17 protein-coding genes and 1 pseudogene are annotated in these 17,766 nt (G+C 59.5%); 10 read left to right on the top strand and 8 right to left on the bottom strand.

Annotation, left to right across the window (positions count from 1 at the left end):
• Nucleotides 1–27 precede the first annotated feature (27 nt).
• From ACSQ8V_RS33030 to ACSQ8V_RS33000, 7 genes are all read left to right on the top strand, one after another.
• The gene (locus tag ACSQ8V_RS33030) at nucleotides 28–1,350 is read left to right on the top strand and encodes an NAD(P)/FAD-dependent oxidoreductase (RefSeq protein WP_436208622.1); all 1,323 of its coding nucleotides are present in this window, start codon (nucleotides 28–30) and stop codon (nucleotides 1,348–1,350) included.
• A 68-nt stretch (nucleotides 1,351–1,418) separates the two neighbouring features.
• Entirely contained in the window at nucleotides 1,419–2,237 is an 819-nt protein-coding gene (locus ACSQ8V_RS33025; RefSeq protein WP_213766260.1) for a substrate-binding periplasmic protein, read from the top strand.
• 30 nt (nucleotides 2,238–2,267) lie between these two features.
• Nucleotides 2,268–3,059 (top strand): amino acid ABC transporter permease, encoded by a 792-nt coding sequence (locus tag ACSQ8V_RS33020; protein WP_213766259.1) that lies wholly within the window; start codon nucleotides 2,268–2,270, stop codon nucleotides 3,057–3,059.
• 21 nt (nucleotides 3,060–3,080) lie between these two features.
• A complete protein-coding gene (locus ACSQ8V_RS33015; protein ID WP_436208621.1) occupies nucleotides 3,081–4,421 on the top strand; it encodes an NAD(P)/FAD-dependent oxidoreductase in 1,341 nt (446 codons plus the stop codon).
• A 15-nt stretch (nucleotides 4,422–4,436) separates the two neighbouring features.
• Entirely contained in the window at nucleotides 4,437–5,120 is a 684-nt protein-coding gene (locus tag ACSQ8V_RS33010; RefSeq protein ID WP_436208620.1) for an SDR family NAD(P)-dependent oxidoreductase, read from the top strand.
• Nucleotides 5,121–5,239: 119 nt separating this feature from the next.
• On the top strand, nucleotides 5,240–6,043 hold the full coding sequence (locus ACSQ8V_RS33005) for a lipid II flippase Amj family protein (RefSeq protein ID WP_436208619.1): 804 nt from the start codon (nucleotides 5,240–5,242) through the stop codon (nucleotides 6,041–6,043).
• A gap of 13 nt (nucleotides 6,044–6,056) precedes the next feature.
• On the top strand, nucleotides 6,057–7,487 hold the full coding sequence (locus ACSQ8V_RS33000) for a serine hydrolase domain-containing protein (RefSeq protein ID WP_436208618.1): 1,431 nt from the start codon (nucleotides 6,057–6,059) through the stop codon (nucleotides 7,485–7,487).
• 327 nt (nucleotides 7,488–7,814) lie between these two features.
• Here the strand turns inward: ACSQ8V_RS33000 and ACSQ8V_RS32995 are convergent, their stop codons facing one another.
• Together ACSQ8V_RS32995 and ACSQ8V_RS32990 are read right to left on the bottom strand one after the other, a co-directional pair.
• Nucleotides 7,815–8,339, bottom strand: coding sequence for a hypothetical protein (locus ACSQ8V_RS32995; RefSeq protein WP_436208617.1), 525 nt, complete (start codon nucleotides 8,337–8,339; stop codon nucleotides 7,815–7,817).
• Nucleotides 8,340–8,572: 233 nt separating this feature from the next.
• Nucleotides 8,573–9,022, bottom strand: coding sequence for an ester cyclase (locus ACSQ8V_RS32990; RefSeq protein WP_436209230.1), 450 nt, complete (start codon nucleotides 9,020–9,022; stop codon nucleotides 8,573–8,575).
• Nucleotides 9,023–9,388: 366 nt separating this feature from the next.
• Between ACSQ8V_RS32990 and ACSQ8V_RS32985 the strand changes: the two genes are divergently transcribed.
• Both ACSQ8V_RS32985 and ACSQ8V_RS32980 read left to right on the top strand, forming a co-directional pair.
• Nucleotides 9,389–9,964, top strand: a complete 576-nt coding sequence (locus tag ACSQ8V_RS32985; protein WP_436208616.1) for a hypothetical protein — start codon at nucleotides 9,389–9,391, stop codon at nucleotides 9,962–9,964.
• Nucleotides 9,964–10,137: pseudogene (locus tag ACSQ8V_RS32980) on the top strand (2OG-Fe(II) oxygenase); the annotation flags it as partial. The gene ACSQ8V_RS32985 and the pseudogene ACSQ8V_RS32980, both read left to right, overlap by 1 nt.
• A 166-nt stretch (nucleotides 10,138–10,303) precedes the next feature.
• Here the strand turns inward: ACSQ8V_RS32980 and ACSQ8V_RS32975 are convergent.
• The 4 genes from ACSQ8V_RS32975 to ACSQ8V_RS32960 all read right to left on the bottom strand — a co-directional run bounded on the left by ACSQ8V_RS32975 (nucleotide 10,304) and on the right by ACSQ8V_RS32960 (nucleotide 14,906).
• A complete protein-coding gene (locus ACSQ8V_RS32975) occupies nucleotides 10,304–11,086 on the bottom strand; it encodes a TMEM175 family protein (RefSeq protein ID WP_436208615.1) in 783 nt (260 codons plus the stop codon).
• A gap of 695 nt (nucleotides 11,087–11,781) precedes the next feature.
• The gene (locus ACSQ8V_RS32970) at nucleotides 11,782–12,363 is read right to left on the bottom strand and encodes a histidine phosphatase family protein (RefSeq protein ID WP_436185963.1); all 582 of its coding nucleotides are present in this window, start codon (nucleotides 12,361–12,363) and stop codon (nucleotides 11,782–11,784) included.
• 193 nt (nucleotides 12,364–12,556) lie between these two features.
• The gene (locus ACSQ8V_RS32965; protein WP_436208614.1) at nucleotides 12,557–13,807 is read right to left on the bottom strand and encodes an NAD(P)/FAD-dependent oxidoreductase; all 1,251 of its coding nucleotides are present in this window, start codon (nucleotides 13,805–13,807) and stop codon (nucleotides 12,557–12,559) included.
• A 322-nt stretch (nucleotides 13,808–14,129) separates the two neighbouring features.
• Nucleotides 14,130–14,906 carry an SDR family NAD(P)-dependent oxidoreductase gene (locus ACSQ8V_RS32960; protein ID WP_436208613.1) on the bottom strand — a complete coding sequence of 259 codons (777 nt, stop codon included), beginning with the start codon at nucleotides 14,904–14,906 and terminating at the stop codon, nucleotides 14,130–14,132.
• Between the two features lie 140 nt (nucleotides 14,907–15,046).
• Between ACSQ8V_RS32960 and ACSQ8V_RS32955 the strand changes: the two genes are divergently transcribed.
• The gene (locus tag ACSQ8V_RS32955; protein ID WP_436208612.1) at nucleotides 15,047–15,703 is read left to right on the top strand and encodes a TetR/AcrR family transcriptional regulator; all 657 of its coding nucleotides are present in this window, start codon (nucleotides 15,047–15,049) and stop codon (nucleotides 15,701–15,703) included.
• Nucleotides 15,704–15,738: 35 nt separating this feature from the next.
• Here the strand turns inward: ACSQ8V_RS32955 and ACSQ8V_RS32950 are convergent, their stop codons facing one another.
• Nucleotides 15,739–15,960, bottom strand: coding sequence for a hypothetical protein (locus ACSQ8V_RS32950; RefSeq protein ID WP_213766245.1), 222 nt, complete (start codon nucleotides 15,958–15,960; stop codon nucleotides 15,739–15,741).
• A 267-nt stretch (nucleotides 15,961–16,227) separates the two neighbouring features.
• The gene (locus tag ACSQ8V_RS32945) at nucleotides 16,228–17,565 is read right to left on the bottom strand and encodes an MFS transporter (RefSeq protein ID WP_213766244.1); all 1,338 of its coding nucleotides are present in this window, start codon (nucleotides 17,563–17,565) and stop codon (nucleotides 16,228–16,230) included.
• Between the last annotated feature and the right edge of the window lie 201 nt (nucleotides 17,566–17,766).

Here is a 17,766-nt window from a genome sequence, read left to right as displayed (position 1 = left end):
ATTGCAACTAGCCACTCCCAGCGAACCATGCGAGCCGACGCACTGCTTTTCCACGATGACTTTCGCATCGCACCCTATTGGTGGGATGCAGCGCCGCCAGAAACATCGCGCGTCGCGTTGCCGCCGAGCGTGGATCTGGTGATCGTGGGGAGCGGCTATTGCGGCTTGTCGGCGGCGGCGGAAGCGGCACGGCAAGGTGCAACGGTGGCTGTGCTCGATGCCGCCGAGATCGGCGCGGGCGGCAGCACGCGCAGCGGCGGCATGGTGTCGAGTGGGCAAAAACTGGCGCTGACCGACGCCATTCGCGGGGTATCGGCGGAACGGCTGAGCCGCTTGATGGCCGAATCCACGGCGAGTTTCGACTATCTCAAGCAACTGATAGCCAGTGAATCGCTCGACGCCGATCTGCAGATAACCGGTCGCTTTTTTGGTGCGTTCACCCCCGGGCATTTCGAGCGGCTGCGCCGGCAAGGTGAACTGCTGCGCGAGAAAACCGGCGTGACCGTACATGTAGTGACGCGTGCGGAGCAACGTGCCGTGGTGGGGTCCGACTACTACTACGGCGGCATTCTCGTGGATGAATACGGCGGCCTGCATACGGCGAAATATCATCGCGCCCTGCGCGAACTCGCGCGGCGGCGCGGCGCGAGCCTGCATTCGCATGCAGCGGTCGAACGAATTGAACGGACCGGCGCGCGCTTCGCTGTTCATACAGCGCGCGGCAAGATTGATGCAAAGCAGGTGCTGGTCGCGACCAACGGTTATACCGGACCCTTGCTGCCATTTTTATCGCGTCGCGTGCTGCCGGTGGCGAGTTACCAGATCGCCACGGAACCGCTGCCGCCCGGACTCATGGCTGTACTGAATCCAGGCCGCCGCATGATCAGCGACTCCAAGCGCAACCTGTTTTATACACGTCCTTCCCCTGACGGCACGCGCATGTTGTTCGGCTCGCGGCCATCGTTTCGCGAAGTCGGCGAACGCGAGGCGGCGCGAATCCTGCACACGAAGATGGTGCAGCTCTGGCCCGCTTTGCGCGATGTGCGTATCACGCATGCATGGAAGGGATACGTTGCGATGACCGGCGACAAGCTCGCGCACATAGGCGAACGCGACGGCGTGTTTTACGCGCTCGGCTGCAACGGCAACGGCGTCGCGTTGATGAGTTACCTCGGGCAGCGCATCGCAAGAACACTATCAGGCTTCGACGCCGCGCCCAGCGCATTCGGCGAAGGTCCGTTCCCGCTAAGTCCGGGCGGCATCGCGCGCAACTTGAGCGTGCCGGTGGGTGCCGTGCTGTATCAGCTTGACGATTGCTGGAACGGACGTGTGCGCGGCGCGTTGTCCTGACGTTTTTAGTAACGCTGTATCGACTCGTCGTATTTTCAATTCATCGCTGGCTTCCCTGGAGCAACATCATGCGGTTTCGACACTTTCTCAGCCTCGTTTCAATCGTCGCTTCCTTCTCATTGATGGCCGCCACCAGCGCGCGTGCCGACGACCTCGGCACGCTAGCGCCGGGCAAGCTGATGGCAGGCGTGGACGCCAACAACAAGCCCTATTCCTACATCGATAACGGCAAGATGACCGGCTTCGACGTGGAGTTGCTGCGCGCGGTTGGCGCAAAGTTGGGATTGAGCGTCGACTTCCGCGCGCAGGACTTCAGCGGCTTGCTGCCGAGCGTGTCGAACCAGCAGATTGATCTCGCCGCCGGATCGATCTCGATCACGACCGACCGTCTCAAGATGGTCGATTTCTCCGAGGGTTATCTCACTGGGCTGCTTAGCGTAGCGAGCCTTCCCGATAGCCCGATCACAAGCGACAAGGCGTCGGTCAAGGACAAGCGGATCGGCGTGGTGCAAGGTACGATTGAAGACACGTATTCGGACAGCTACTTGCCGGGCGCGCAGATCGTGCGTTTCCCTAACGTGAACGCAGGCTTTCTCTCGCTGCGTTCAAAATATATCGATGGTTTCTTCATCGATAAATCGCTGGTAGACGGTCTGCAAAGCAAGTACCCGCAGTTGAACATTACCGACCGCCTGGATATTTCCGCGATCAACCTGCCCGCCGGTTTTCCGATACGAAAGGGCAACGTCAAACTCGAAGCCGCGGTCAACAAGACGCTTAACGAGCTTGTAGCCGACGGCACCTGGATCAAGCTCTACACCCAGTTCCATCCCGGGTATCCAAAGCCCGCCAGCCTGCCGCCGTATGTGATGAAAACCGGTAGCTGAACTTGTCACCGACATGATCCGGAGAGCGCCATGAACGCATTCCTGCAGAACTTCCTCGACTGGCCGTTGCTCACCGGGTCGCTGCCTGCGCTGCTCGAAACCGGACTGGTCAACACGCTCGTGCTGTCGCTGTTTTCGACCTTGCTCGGGATCATCGCAGGTATGGTGCTGGCGTTGATGGCGGTGTCGCATATGCGCTGGCTCGAAGTGCCGGCGCGTGTGTTCGTCGAGGTCTTTCGCGGGCTTCCCGCCGCGCTCGTGATCCTGCTCGTGGGCCAAGGACTCGCGCCCGTCGGGCTAGCGGTGTTCGGCCCGAATCCGTATCCGCTTGCGATCGTGGCGCTCGGGCTGATTTCATCGGCGTATATAGCGGAGATTTTTCGCTCGGGCATTCAGAGCGTGGGCAAGGGGCAGCTCTCCGCGTGTCAGGCGCTCGGCATGACGTACTGGACCGCCATGCGCCATGTGATCGTGCCGCAAGGCATCCGGCGCATTCTGCCCGCGCTGGCGAACCAGTTCATTTCGATCGTGAAGGATTCAAGCCTCGTTTATTTTCTCGGCTTGCTGACCTCGCAACGGGACCTGTTCACCATTGGACAGAACACGTCGGTGAACGTGGCAAACCTTTCGCCGCTGGTCGCCGCCGGGTTCGTCTATCTGCTGATTACCGTGCCGCTCACGCACGCGATCAATCATATCGACCGCTGGACCAACCGGCATTCGAATCCGCGTTACGGCGGCGCAAGCATGGCTACCACGCGCAAGCAACTCAAACGCCAGGCAGCAGCCACGCGCGCGGGCATGACCGAACAACACAACTAAAAAGCAGGGAATACCAAGCTTATGGGACCACCAGTCGAGACCGTCACCGACGACACCACCTTGCCGGACGAAGTGGATGTCGTGGTGGTCGGCGGCGGAATTATTGGCGTGAGTACGGCACTGTATCTAAGCGACAAAGGCCTGCGCGTGGCGGTGTGCGAGAAGGGCTACATAGCGGGCGAACAATCCAGCCGCAACTGGGGATGGGTGCGCGTCACGCATCGCGACATGCGCGAGTTCGAACTGAGTATAGAAAGCCTGAAGCTTTGGCGAACGCTCGACCAGACACTTGGTATCGATACTGGTTTCAGGCAATGCGGCATCCTGTACATGGCCAACGACGACGCGAAAATGGAAGGGCATCGCGTATGGCTTGAGAAAGCGCGCGCCCTGGCCGGGAACGATGCATTCGATACCCGCGAAGTCGATCCCAGGACCGTCGCCGGTTTGCTCCCGGGCGCGACGAAAGCGTTCAAGGGCGGCCTGTACACCGCCGGCGACGGCCGCGCCGAACCGCAGAAAGCCGCGCCAGCTATTGCAAATGCACTGCGCAAACGCGGCGTGAAAATACTCACGCCCTGTGCGGTGCGCGGTGTGGAAACAAGCGCGGGACGCGTCAGCGCGGTGGTGACCGAACTGGGGACAATCCGTTGCAAGAGCGTGGTGGTTGCGGGCGGCGCGTGGTCGCGGCTCTTCTGCGGGAATCTGGATGTCAACGTGCCACAGTTGATGGTGAAAGCTTCCGTGTTGCGGACGGCGCCTATAGAAGGCGGTCCCGCGGTCAGCGCCAGCAACAAGGAATTCGCGTTCCGCAAGCGCGCGGATGGCGGTTATACGATCGCGTTCGGCTTTCGTACCTACACGGATATCACGCCCGACAGCTTCCGCCTGTTTCCGCAATATATCCCTGCGCTCAAGAGTCAGATGGGCGCGTTACGGATTGGATTGGGTGCGCGTTTCTTCGATGAACTGCGCCGGCCGAGTCACTGGGCGCTTGATCAGCGAACCGCTTTCGAGGACGTTCGCACGCTCGATCCCGAGCCTATTTCCGCTTATACCGATGCCGGCCTGCGTGAGTTCGTAAAGGTCTTTCCGCATATGAGCGGTGCACGCATCGCGCAGCGCTGGGCGGGTCTCATGGACGTGACGCCTGATGCCATTCCCGTGATATCGGGCGTTGAAAGCGTGCCGGGGCTTTTCATCGGCACCGGGTTTTCAGGACATGGATTTGGCATCGGTCCGGCAGCGGGAAAACTGATGGCGGATCTGGTCGCCAACGACACACCGATCGTCGATCCGCATATGTTCCGCCTAAGCCGTTTCAGTGACGGCACGAAGATCGTTATCGATGCAGGTTTTTAAGTAAGGATCTCGGCAATGAACAAGGTAGCGATGATTTCCGGCGCGAATCGCGGCATTGGCCTGGCGGTGGCCTCGGAATTGCACCGGCGGGGTTATCGGCTGTCGCTGGGCATGCGTGATCCTTCGTCGGCGCACCTTCCCTTCGATGCATTCACCTTTGCGTATGAAGCGCGCGATCCGCTAAGCGGGCAACGCTGGGTCGACGCGACCGTCGAGCATTTTGGCCGCATAGATGTCCTGATCAACAACGCGGGAATATGCACGCATATAACGCTCGACGACGGCACCGACGAGCAGTTGGAAGAAACGCTCGATATCAACGTGAAGGCGCCCTTCCGCTTGATCCAGGCCGCGTTGCCGCACCTGCGCAAACCCGGCGATGCGCGGGTCGTGCAGATTGCATCGTTATCCGGCAAGCGGGTGAAGAACCTGAACGCCGGTTACCAGATGTCGAAGCATGCGGTGATCGCGTTGAATCACGCGGTGCGCCGAGCCGGCTGGGACGACGGTATTCGCGCGACCGCTATCTGCCCCGGCTTCGTGAATACCGACATGGCGGCGGGCATAGCCGACCTTGAACCTCAGGCGATGACCCAGCCCGAGGATCTGGCCTTGCTGATCGCGAACACCATTGCGATGCCGAATACGGCGAGCGTCGCGGAGATCCTGGTGAATTGCCGGCACGAGGACTTGTTCTAGCCTCTGAAGACGGCAGCCAGCCGGTTGTGGTCACTCGATTGGCTAACATGGATCGTAGACCATCGGTCGATACTTGCCTCGGGTACACTCATGTCCCAGCCACACGCGCCGCAAAAAGCATGGATAGCCAGCTTCTGGTCATCTGCGGACTTACATTTGTAATCCACGTGATTGCAACATTGGCCTATGCCGTGCGAATCGCAGGTGTTCGCACGGGCCGCATTGCTGTGTCGTTTTCCCTTTTCGGGATTATTGCGCTGGTTTCCCGGACAGCGAATTCCTTTCAAGGACCGTTCATCGCGAAACGGGTCGAACTGGACATTGCGCATCATCTGGGCGCCGGATTGCTCAACGATTTTCGGTTGTTCCTGCTGACTGCCACAGTGGCAAGCATTGCAGGATCGTTCCTGATTCCCACGTTCCAGCGTTACTTCAGTCGCGCGGTCGATCACTTCCACGCAAACCGCTCGATTCCTCGCCTGCTGCTGCACGTCTTCAGTCGTGCCGGTCTTAACACCATTCGCACGGGCGCGCGGCTTCCTTCTCGACACAACGTTACGCAACTGGCCGCAAGCGCTGGCGTGTCCTGGACGGTTATCGGGCTGAACGTTGTCGCAATGGCGATCTGGACGGTTGGGGTGTTCGCATCGCTGTATGCGGGATACCTGAAGCCCGAGTTGCGGGTGACATGCGCGAATCTGTCGTCGGTCATCAATGGCTTTGCGACCGTCGTGCTCGCGGTCATTATCGACCCGCAAGTTTCCGTGATGACCGACGACGTCATCGAAGGCCGGATTTCGGAAAACAGCTTTCGGCGCGCGATCACGACGCTCGCGGGTGCACGCGTTCTCGGTACGCTGTGCGCGCAGGCAGTGCTCGTTCCGGCGGCAATCGTCATTGTCCACGTAGCTGAACTCATTTAGCACGGTGAGCGATATGCGCGACGCCGATTGGATCGAACTGGACCGTCTTGTCGAAGATGCAATGAAGTGCTGGGCCATTCCCGGCCTGGCCATCGCCGTGGTTCAACGCGACGACATCATTCTGCTCAAGGGCTATGGTGTACGTGAACTGGGCGCGAGCGCTCCGGTCACGCCCGACACGCAATTCATGATCTGCTCGCTGACCAAATCGATCAACGCCGCCGGTATTGCGCTACTGGTCGACGAAAAGCGGTTGAATTGGGACACGCGCGTTCGTGAAATACTGCCGGAATTCCAGCTTCGCGATCCGGCGACTACTGAAGCTATCACTGTCTCCGATCTGCTTGCGCATCGTAGTGGGCTCCCCCGTCATGACCGCATGTGGTCGCTGCCAGAAGCGCGGTCGCGGGAACAGATCCTATATGCCATGCGTTATCTGGAACCGAGCCGGCCTCTGCGCGAGGCGTACCAGTACTCGAACCTCGGCTACATCGTCGCGGGTATGGTCGCTGAGCGGCTCAGCGGGCAGAGTTGGGAACAGTTCACAACGCAGCGCCTTTTGTCGCCTTTGGGTTTCAGGAATTTCGGATTCTCGACTGACACATTGGTATCGGCGACCGATTTCGCGCATCCGCATGTTCGGGATGGGCGGCATGCCCGTCGAACGAGATTGTGGCCGATGCACGCGACGCCTGCCGGCGGCATCCACACCTGCGCGGCAGATATGGCCCGTTGGCTGCGGTTACTGTTGTCGCGAGGACGCGTTGACGGTGCGCAAATCCTTTCGGAAGCAGCAGTGACCGCGATGATGACGCCGCACATCGACGCGGACGATTCAGGATTCGCGGAGATCGGTAGGAACCGATACGGATACGGGCTGACGTGCCAGCTTTATCGTGGCGAGCGCACTGTGTCACACACCGGTTCGCTGCCCGGCTGGGGTTCGCTGTTCAGCATGATGCCGGATCGTGAGATTGGGGTTGTCGTGCTGACGAATCGCGATCCCTGTCCCGTTCGTGAATTGATCACGTACGCGGTGTTCGATCGATTGCGCTCGCTCTCGCCGATCGACTGGTTCGGGATCTTTCACGCGAGACGGCAAAGCACTTTAGAAAAAGAAGAAGCTGACGCACGGCGTTTTGGCGCCAACGGTATTGTGGTTTCGTATCCAGACGAGCTTCTCAAGCACTTCATCGGCGAATATAGCAATCCAGCTTATGGCACGATTTCGATCACCCACAATACATCCGGCATGCGTTGGAGTTGGCGGGGCCTGAAAGGCAGGCTGGTATATCGCGGTGAAAGCTCGTTGCAGTTGAAAGAGGATGACGAAGCTCGCTTGTCTGACCTGGTTTTCACGTTCGACCGACATGCGGACGGTGTTGTTACCAGACTGAGATCGCCGTTGGAGCCGGCGGTTTCGGATATCGTCTTCACGCGTTGATTGGCCGCGTGAATGACCGTTTTTACGTCACCCGCGATGACCGCGGCACGTCGTCGGGTACGGCCGATCGTCCGTAGGGCGGAGGTCAAGACGCGTCATTTGGCAAGATTGCCGCATGGACATTGGTGCGGCTGCTTCGCTCTGAAAGCGGCCGGTCGAGCGCCAGTGAAGTGCGTCGCATCATCGGCCTTTGCGGTCGTTCGGGATGCCTCGTGGTAGCGAGGGAGCTGAACTCACCTTTAACGATCCAACCACTGAATAATGTCGAGCCGCCAGAACGGCAGTGCATCTTGACGATGTCGCGTTCGGGCTTGACCATTCGAGAGCTCAAGCCGAACCGCCCGCTTCCACAGTGACGAGACCCGACAGATCGATGCCCGCCTTAAGAGAACCGTACAGGTTCATCGCGATATATGCGGGCAGCACCTCTGCGCGACTGAAGTGATCGCCAAAGGCGCAAGAAATACGGCATGTTTCACCGTGATCGGCAAATATAAATGACTTCACGGAAAAGCTTTTGTTCGCCTCCGAATAGTCTTCCTGTGTCAGATCCGGTCTTTCGTTGAGCATAGTGTGAACCGGATGCCGGGCTGGCAGTAAATCGGAAAGACTGGGATCGTCCGATATGCGCTGCAAATCGGAGCCGTAGTAATGAACGCCGCTGTAGTGTTCGAGGCACTTGTAGAGCGCGAGGATCTGCTTAGTTGACCAATGAGAGAGCCGAAAGGTCCCGTCATACATTGCGTATTTGACGCAGACACTTACCACTGCGCCGGAAACACTCATGACAGCGGTTTTGAAGCTGGCAGCCAGATTCGGCTCATCGCTGGCGCGACGATTCTCGATGCGCATATTGGATCCCCAATTGGCTAAGGATAACTGAAGAATCTGGAGTACGGGAGCGCCGAAGTGCTCCGTTCCTTGCGGTAATTTTTGAGGAGAGTGATGATTCGTGACTGATATGCCAGACCCGTCCTGCGTGGATGAAGAGTCGACCGACCGGACAACGCAGACCGGCATTCGCCGGTCTGCGCTCCCGATCACTCGACGCGCCGACGGGTCCACACCGATGATGACCGAAAGGCTCAGACCGTCTTGATCAGCCCCAATTGCGTGAGAGCCGACACACCGTCGTCAAGACCAAGCTCTTCGACGATTTTGCCCTCCTTCAAACGAAGTACGGTGGTGCCGGTGAAGTGCATCTTGCGGCCGGTTGCCGCCGGCAGAGACCCTGCAAGAAAGTCACCAAAAGCCGGGCCCGTGTGCGTACCACCACCTTCCCATTGGCCTACGACGTAATCGCCTTCAGCGATGAGGTCCGTGACACCCCAGAAATTGAGGTCCGGAAAGGCTTCGCGGAAAGCGGTCATGAACGCTTTGATGTCGTCACGACCACGACGGGGTTCATGCAGCGAGTATTTCAACAGCATGTCCGGCGCAGCGATCTCGTCGACAATGTTGAGGTCACATTTCTCGCCCCAGAAACTGGTGAACCAGCGACCTACGACCGCCTTGTTGTCCTCTTCCTTTGACATGTTCGACTCCTTACTGAGCTTGATTGGCAGCGAAGCGGGCTTGCTTCGCCTGGAACGAACAATATCCATCGCGCCTCCCCACTACTACCCGTTTCTTGCGGTGCGATTCAGACAATCCGTTTCACGCCGCTCATCCGGAACCGGGGAGCAAGAAACAGAGAAGGATTGCCTGCAACACGTATGGTTCGTTCTATGCGTCGGGTGCCTCAGTAAGCTATTACGCACCATGCCTTGGGCCGTCTCATCTGCATACGGTAGTTGAACTGGTGACTTCGAGAAACTGACGTCGAGTTGAATACCGCAAGAACCGGAGAGACGTACCCATCAAAAGATCCTACTTTCGACGCTTTCTGGAGAAAGGCTCTCATGTTGAAATACCTCTGCGCTACTACAGCCGAACGAACCTTCGCCAACGGCGCTGCGGCGATCAACGAGGCCCTGCATCGACAGGCCCATATATCCACGTCCTCCGACGACACGCGACTGGATCGCCTGGTACAGCGTCTGCTTGACCTCGACGAAGACGACGCGATGGAGCTGGAGGCACTGGGTGGCATGCCGATGGCGTTGGGCAGCCGAAGTCCCGCGAGCTTCAACAATGTCCTGCAGCAGGTCATTCGGCAACTTCAATTGACCAAGCTGTTCTGTCCCAGCCAGGAAGGCGAATTCCACCGAAGCATCTGTCCGGCTGCTTATAACGAACGAACGGGTGAACATCATCCGGAGGAGATGGCGCGATGGCGGGCGGAATTCCGGGGCATGGCTCCGGAACAGCAGATGATGACAAGCACGATCATCTGGTTATATCAGTCGGGTCCCGATTCGACGTGGCTGCGTCGCGTCCCCTGTACCTGGCGAGCAGGCGAAGCGATTCAGTACATGAGTGACGCCGGATGTCTCTCGCTGTGGCTCTGCCTCATTGCAAGATATCCGGGCTGGTAAGCGATATCGACGTCGTGCCGCTGCGGCAGGGTGATGCGGTGGTCTTCGCCGTCAACCATCGCCCCGTGCGCTCCATGCGTGGGTTCTATCGCGCGAACTTGCGCCATGGCGTCAGCAAGCTGGATCGCGGGCAGCGCCATACACTGGGCATCATCTTCCACAACGCTAAATAATTCCCGGCCGGAAACCCACCCCACAGAACGAAACGAAGTCGGGCGCCCCAGCACTCGGCCGCCATCGACGGATGGCGGCCGAGTATGACGAACCGGGACTCGCCTGCACGCACACCTGCGCGGTACCCACGGGTACGCATGGCGCGCCAATCCCCTCGCCGGGCATTCACCGGTTCGAATAGATGCCTTGGCTCGTCAAAGCGTAGTAGCCGACAACGAAGATGAAAATCCCAATTGCGATAAGCGGGTGAACAAACCAACCTAGCGCCGCCGCCATGATGTAAAGCAGGATGCCAAGCGCCGGTCGAAGCACCTGCGACGCAAAAGCAGCCGCCGGCAGATGCGGCTTCAAGAGTTCAGGATGACGATGCAAATGCCGAAAGGCAGGGAGCCATGACGCCGACATTAGTCCGGCTATCAAGGCATAAAGCACCACGGCTGCCTTCTGGTCCATGAGGTTCCCGTCGCGGAATGCACCCGCCAGCACGCCGGTCGGAAACGGAATCAAGGCTGCGGTGCCAACGATGCCGAGATTGATGCAGTTGAGTGTCACATCCACCTTAGAGAGACGCTCGAACATGTAGTGATGGTTGAGCCAGATGATTCCAACGTAGATGAACGCAATTGCATAGGCCAAGTAGGAAGACCATTCCGCCACAAGCTCTTCCCCCAATCTTCCTGGCGCAGCATTCGGGCGATGGATCTCCAGAACAAGCAGCGTAATGATGATGGCGAAAGCCCCATCACTGAAGCTTTCCACACGGCGTGGCTCGGGGAGGCCAAAGACGCTTTTTATCTCGGCAACCTGTGCCGCCTCCGCGTTGGGCCTCGCGAACGGAGACGACGGACCTGCTTTCCGGGCGAGTGCGTTGCACACATTGCGGGCCTTGCACCAGAGGGCTCTCGACCAACGTCCGATGAAAGGTTTATTTTCCTCTAGTGCTGGCATCGTGGATTCCTTTCGCGTAATCATTCTGAGGGGCAGTTCGGGGCATGCCCGTCTGGGGAGCAGCGCAGGGGCAAGGGACGGTCGTCGCCGATCTCAACGACCCCTTAAACCGCTGACGCGGCATCTTGAGTTCGATGACGGATATCGTCGCGGAAAATGTATCGCAACGGTCGATTCAAGACACTCCGTTCCTTGCTTTGGAATTCGATATCGAGGCAGTGCTTCAACGACCGCTTGAGGATCTTGACCGGTGCGTATTGAGATGCCGGTTTTGGCCGATAGCGCCAGTTCAACCAAGGCGCCTAAAGCCGACATTCGCGAAGACTGAGACGAGGTCGCCCACGACCGCAAAGGCCGAACTGCCGACGGCCGTTGTACCTTGGAAGCCACCATTGAAGTTGACTCGTGACGAACGACGGTAGTGACGGTAGTAGGTCAAGCCGAGCCGGTCGTCGTTGGACTGGGTCGGTAAAGATCGTAGACGCCTGTCCTAAACACCCGGCCTGCAAGCGCACGCGAAAGCCGGCGGGCAGGCGTCCGACAATCCTTAACAAACTGGGACTTTCAAAGCTGCGTCCAGATACAACAAAGCCGACTTGACGTCGGCTCTGTTGTAAAGCATAGGGTCGCACTTTTGCGTAAAGCCTATCCCTGCACTTGCTGCAAAAATATGCCTCCTGTTTCAGGGCCCTGCCCTACGATTGCGGATAACGCACATTCCATTGCTTAAGCGCCCTCGTTTCGCGATCGAAACCGAGCACGCTCACCGACGCGGTATCGAGCAGCAAATGCGCTCCAAGCGCCGCTGAATCGGCCATCCAGCAGGCACCGAGAACCCGCAGGAAATGCGCATGCGAAAACAGCGCGATGCGCCCGTTCGTGGCAAGCAGCCGCCGGATCAGAGACTCCGCCCGTGCCTGGATGTCTTCGACATTTTCGCCTTCCGGTATCGGCGAAGTCCATACGGCCCAGTCAGGATCCTCAGCGCGGATATCCTTCGTCGTACGGCCTTCATAGATACCGTAGTTCCATTCGCTCAGCCGCGGTTCTTCCTCTGCCTGGGCACCAAGACCTGCCTCGGCGCAGGTATCGCGAGCGCGAGACATCGGGCTGCACAGCACGAGGTCGAAGGGCTGCGCGGCAAGCACCGGCCGCAGCGAACGCGCCTGTTCGCGCCCGTGATCGGTCAGAGGAATATCGGTGCGGCCCGTGTGCTGGCCGGACAGGCTCCATTCGGTTTCACCATGACGGATCAGCCAGATCTCGGGCTGGTTCACGTGGTTTTCGGTCGCGGTAGCGTTCATTGGCGTTGGCAGGATGAGGTCAGGAATCAGCGTTCGGCTTAGTACCGAAACGAGCTGAGCGTGCTTGCGTCTGACCCGATTCTACGGGGCTATCGACAAATTTTCAGAGCAGGCCCCGCTTGCCAGATAATCGATCGCGTGCGGGTTCGGCCAGACGCGGTTACCTTCAGACCGATTCGAAGCGGTCAGCCCTGAACGGCGTGACATCGACGAACGGTTCTTCCCCCGTCATCATGGACGCGATCAGCCGCCCGGTCACCGCGCCGAGCGTCAACCCGTGATGCGCGTGTCCGAACGCAAACCACATGGTCTTGTGACGTGGCGCGGGGCCGATGATCGGCATCATGTCGGGTGTACAAGGACGCCGGCCCATCCACGGTTCGTCGTCTACCCGCTCGCCGAGCGGGAACAGCGTACGCGCCACGGGCTCGGCACGCATCAGTTGCACGGGTGTCTTGGGCGCATCGCGATCCGCCAGTTCAACACCCGTTGTCAGCCGAATACCGCGTGCCATTGGCGCGAGCAGGAAACCGTTATCCACGTCCAGCACGGGATGGTTCAGCACCGTCCCGGGTTGCGGCGCGTAATGCATGTGGTAACCGCGCTTGACCGCGAGCGGCAGCCGGTAGCCGAGCGCTGAGGTCACGTCCTTCGCCCACGGCCCCAACGCGATCACCGCCGACGACGCACTGACCGCACCGTCTTGCGTCATCACGCGCCAGCCGTCGCCATCGGCTTCGAGCGACGTTGCATCGCCGGTCAGGAACCGGCCTCCCAAGCGCTCGAAGTACGCTGCATAACCCGCGACCAACGCGCCCGGATCGGTGACCGACACCGCATCCGTGTAATGCAAACCACCTATTAGCGAACGGTCGAGATGCGGCTCCGCTAGTTGCAACGTCGCCGGATCGAGGAGCTTGTATTGCACGCCAAACTCGCGATGCCACCGCTCGGCGTCACGCAACTCGTCATCCTGAGCGGCGGCACTGTGGAACACCTTGATCCAGCCCGTTGGCCGCAACAACGACTCAACGCCGGCCTCGCGCGCAAGGACCTCATGCTCGGTCACGCAATGTTCGATCAGGGTAGCGTACTGACGCGCGATGGCGGCATGGCGCGCGGGTTCGGAATTGCGCCAGTAGGCCCAGAGGAATGGCGCCAGCGCGGGCAATGCGTCGCGATGGTAATGGACATCGATGGACGAATTGCGGGCGTAGTGCATCAGCGTGCCGATGTCGCGGGGAAGCGCGTAGGGGTAGACACCCTCGCGCTGCAACAGCCCCGCGTTGCCGAATGACGTTTCGAGACCCGGACGCTTGCGGTCCACGAGCGCGACCGAGCGGCCACGCTTTTGCAAATGAACGGCGACCGATACCCCCACGATGCCCGCGCCCAGCACGACTGTGTCGAACTTCATGCGTTGAACCTCTCCTCTACGTCCAGTTTGTTCGCGGCGGCGAATGGTGGGCGGATATCCGCCACTCATCGTTTACCGCCCCAGAAACTTCCAGACGTAGATCATACGCGCGCGCTCTCCAAGCTTTCGGAATAAAGCTTTCGTTTCATCTCGGCCAGCGTCTTCGTACCAAGATGTGCCTCGATTTGAGCAGGGCTTTAAGCGGTGGTCTATAAGGCGATGTTCGGCAGAGACACTGCGGGAATGGAGAGCGTGCCCGCAGTGCCTGCCGCACAACGCGGCCACGTCGTTGCGTGTACCGTGTCGGGGGCATAACGCGTGCTTAGCTTTTGCGAAGCGCTGGGGAGCCCCATGGCGCGCCGATCGTGCCGCCATCGACCACAATCTCGGCCGCCGTGATCCCGGACGCGCCGTCCGACGCAAGGAACAATACGGCCTCCGCGACCTCTTCAGCGGCGGCGAGGCGTCCCATTGGAATAGCCGGTGAGAGTGCGTCTTCCGTGCCGTCCAGTGTCGCGCCGACTCGTGCACCACGGGTCCAGATCGGCGTACGCGTGGCGCCGGGGATCACCGTGTTCACGCGAATGCCGCGTTGCACGAGCTCACCGGCAAACACTTTCGCCATGCCGGTGATACCAGCCTTGGACGCCGAATAAGCCGCCGTACCCGCCCGGCCAAGCTCACGCATGACCGAACCATTCAGCACGATCGATCCCCCCGCCGACATCAGCGGCAGCGCCGCCTGAACCGTAAGAAAAACCGCCGTCAGGTTAGTGCGCAGAATCGCCTCGAACGCCGCAGCGGTCGTGCCGCCCAGCGGCGTTGGCCCTGAAATCCCCGCGTTGGCAAACACGATATCAAGCGAACCGTAAGCGTCGCTGACCTGCTTGATCACCGAATCGATTGCGGTCGGATCGTCCAGATCCGCCTGGATGGCGAGCGCATTTGCACCCAGCTCCGATGCCGCCTCGTCGAGCTTCGCGCGGTCGCGCCCCGTGATCGCCACGCGAGCGCCTTCGGCTATCAACAACCTCGCTGTCGCAAAACCAATCCCGCTGTTTCCGCCCGTAATCAAGGCAGTTTTATCAGTGAAACGCATGGGTCCTTCTCCTGTTGGTCACCGCCTGGTTGCGGCAGAAAATGCATCGACTGTAACGACACACCATCAATCTAAATGTTGAACATAATCCACAAATTCAGTATTATCGTCATCATGCAGATTGTCAAGCGAGGATTGAGATGGGTTACTCACAGGCGCAGAAAGCGGAGAGCAGGCAACGCGTGCTGGACACGGCAGCGCGGCAGATCCGCGAGCACGGCCTGGAAGCGTTGGGGGTCGCCGATTGCATGCGCAGTGCGGGGCTTACCCACGGCGCGTTCTATGGACATTTTTCGTCGCGCGATGCGTTGATCATCGCCGCGCTGGAACAGGCAATGACACGGGGCCAGACACGCGTGATGTCGCGTGCGGCCGATGCGGCGAAACATTCAAAGACACCATTCGAAGCGATCGTCGATGCCTACCTGCACCCCGCTCACGCGGACAATCCCGGTACCGGATGCGCGCTGTGCGCACTTGCCGGCGATACGGTGCATGCAACAGCGGACGTAAAAGCGCTCTACACCACGCACTTGCGGCAGCTTGCAGATCAGTTGACGCAAGCCGCGGGAGGCGGAGACGGAAGCGGAGACGGAAGCGGAGACGGAAGCGCAAGCGGAGACGGAAGCGCAAGCGGAGACGAAACCGGGAGCGAAGCGCTGGGACTAGGAGTGGCGGCCACCATCGTGGGCGCGATCACGCTGGCGCGCGCAGTGGACGATCACGAACTGGCGCTGTCGATTCTCACCGCCGCACATGCGCTTGTCATGAAGCAGGACGGGGCTGCGCAGCAATGAACCCACGGTGAACGGTGGCGGGCATGAGTGCAGGTTCAGTGGTTCTCAGCAAACTCACGGGTGCAGAATCGATGCAACTGCTGCAATAACTCGGAGCCTTGTGAAGTCAGGCGCGGCGTAGCCCGACCGCTCGTGCTCGCATCAATGCTGACGAGGTGCTCGTGCTCGAGACTCGCCACATCGGAACATTGAGGTTCCACCTGCGATGGCGAGTGTTGGATCAGGAGCAGTGTCGACAACTCGTGAGGGCTGAGCATGGGAATCTCCTTGCATGAATGAATCGCAACGGTTTGCGTTCATGCATCCTAGAGAGCCAAATCGACATTCACGCTACAGCCATTTTTCACGGCATTACACGGTTACATTCTCGCAATGAACAAGCGCCCGTGCGGGCCGTAACCGGTGCCGGCAGAAACTTCCCGTTGCAATTGCCCGGTCAACCGAACGGGGCTCAAGTCTTTCAGCGGGTAAGGAAGCGCATGCCGGCCGTAAAATAAGGTGACTTGGCATGCGCTTCGCCAACCTCAATTCACCCCTTGCCGCTCAAGTGCCCCCACCGATTCCGCCTGTTTTGACTCGTTCGACTCACGTCCATTCTGAAGACGCGCCAGGCCGCGAATGCCAATCAGCGAGACCGCCGACAGCACTGTAAAAAAGAGCGCGAGCGGCACCCATTGCCCCTGGAATCGCTGCGCGATCATGGTCCCGATGATCGGTGTCGTACCGCCGGCAATCGTCGCACAGAGCTGGTACGCAATCGAGATGCCGGAATAGCGCAGATGCCGGGGAAACGCATAAGTCATGAAGCCCGCGATAACCGCATAGACCGCCGACAACACGACCACCGAGAACGCGATACCCGCAATGATCGCCACCGGGTTTCCGGTATTGACGAGCATGAACATGGGGTACGGCGTCAGCATCGAAAGCAGCGCAGCGGCCGTGAGGAAACGGGCATTGCCAAATCGTTCTGCCAGCATCGCCGAGATTGGTTGCGAGAGAAGCTGAATGACGGTGACGGCAAACAGGCAGTCGAGAATCAGCGACTTCGACATATGCAAATAGACCGTCACGTACGAGATCATGAACGTGTTGGTGAAGAAGAATCCGGCAGACCCTATAGTCGTTGCCGCCGCCGCAAAAAGGATCGGCACCCAATGCGATTTGAGCACTTCCTTGACGGGTGACTGCACCATTTCGTCCGACTTCTTCATTGCCTCGAACTCCGGCGATTCATTGACACCCGAACGAATCACCAGGCCGGCCGCGAGCAGGATGAAGCTTGCGAGAAACGGCAAGCGCCATCCCCAGGAGATGAAGTCGTCGTGATTGAGCGACGTCACCAGCCGGAAGGAAATGAGCGAAAGAATCAGGCCTGCGGGGCTTCCCATTTGCGGGAATGACGCGAAGAAGGTCTTGCGTCCTTCCGGCGCGTGTTCACTCGACATCAGCACGGCACCGCCCCACTCGCCGCCCACTGCAATGCCCTGCACTATGCGGAGCACGATCAGCATCGCCGGCGCCCAGATACCGGCTGTCGCGTAAGACGGCAACAAGCCGATGCCTGTCGTCGCCACGCCCATGAGGAACATGGTCAGCAGCAGCATTTTCTTGCGTCCCAGCTTGTCGCCCAAGTGCCCGAACACCGCACCGCTCAGAGGCCGTGCAATGAAGCCGACCGCGAATGTGCCGAATGAAGCGAGCGTGCTGATGAAGTGATTGCTGCTTGGAAAGAAGACGTCACCTAGCACGAGCGCGGCGGCTGTCGCGTAGGTATAGAAGTCGTAGAACTCGACGGTCGTGCCGATAAAAGCCGCAAACGCTGCGCGGACGGGTTGCCTGCCGGAGACCGCTGCCTTCATGATTTTCGTGTTCCTTGAAAGTGGCGCGCGTTGTTCAAAACGCGATGTACGAGAGGGGATACCGACTTATCAAGCGTCAAAAATCATTCGTACAATCGCGTTTTTGCATTGTCAGTATCAACGTGGCTAATACTTCCATACCCGCGTTGCGGCGCGGGCGCTGCGGCGTTTCAGCGGCAGGAGTCGGGTCAAGCATTAGCA

Origin of the sequence: Caballeronia sp. LjRoot31 (assembly GCF_964253885.1) — a bacterium.
Taxonomy (GTDB): Bacteria; Pseudomonadota; Gammaproteobacteria; order Burkholderiales; family Burkholderiaceae; genus Caballeronia.
This window is presented reverse-complemented; position numbering and strand designations above follow the sequence as displayed.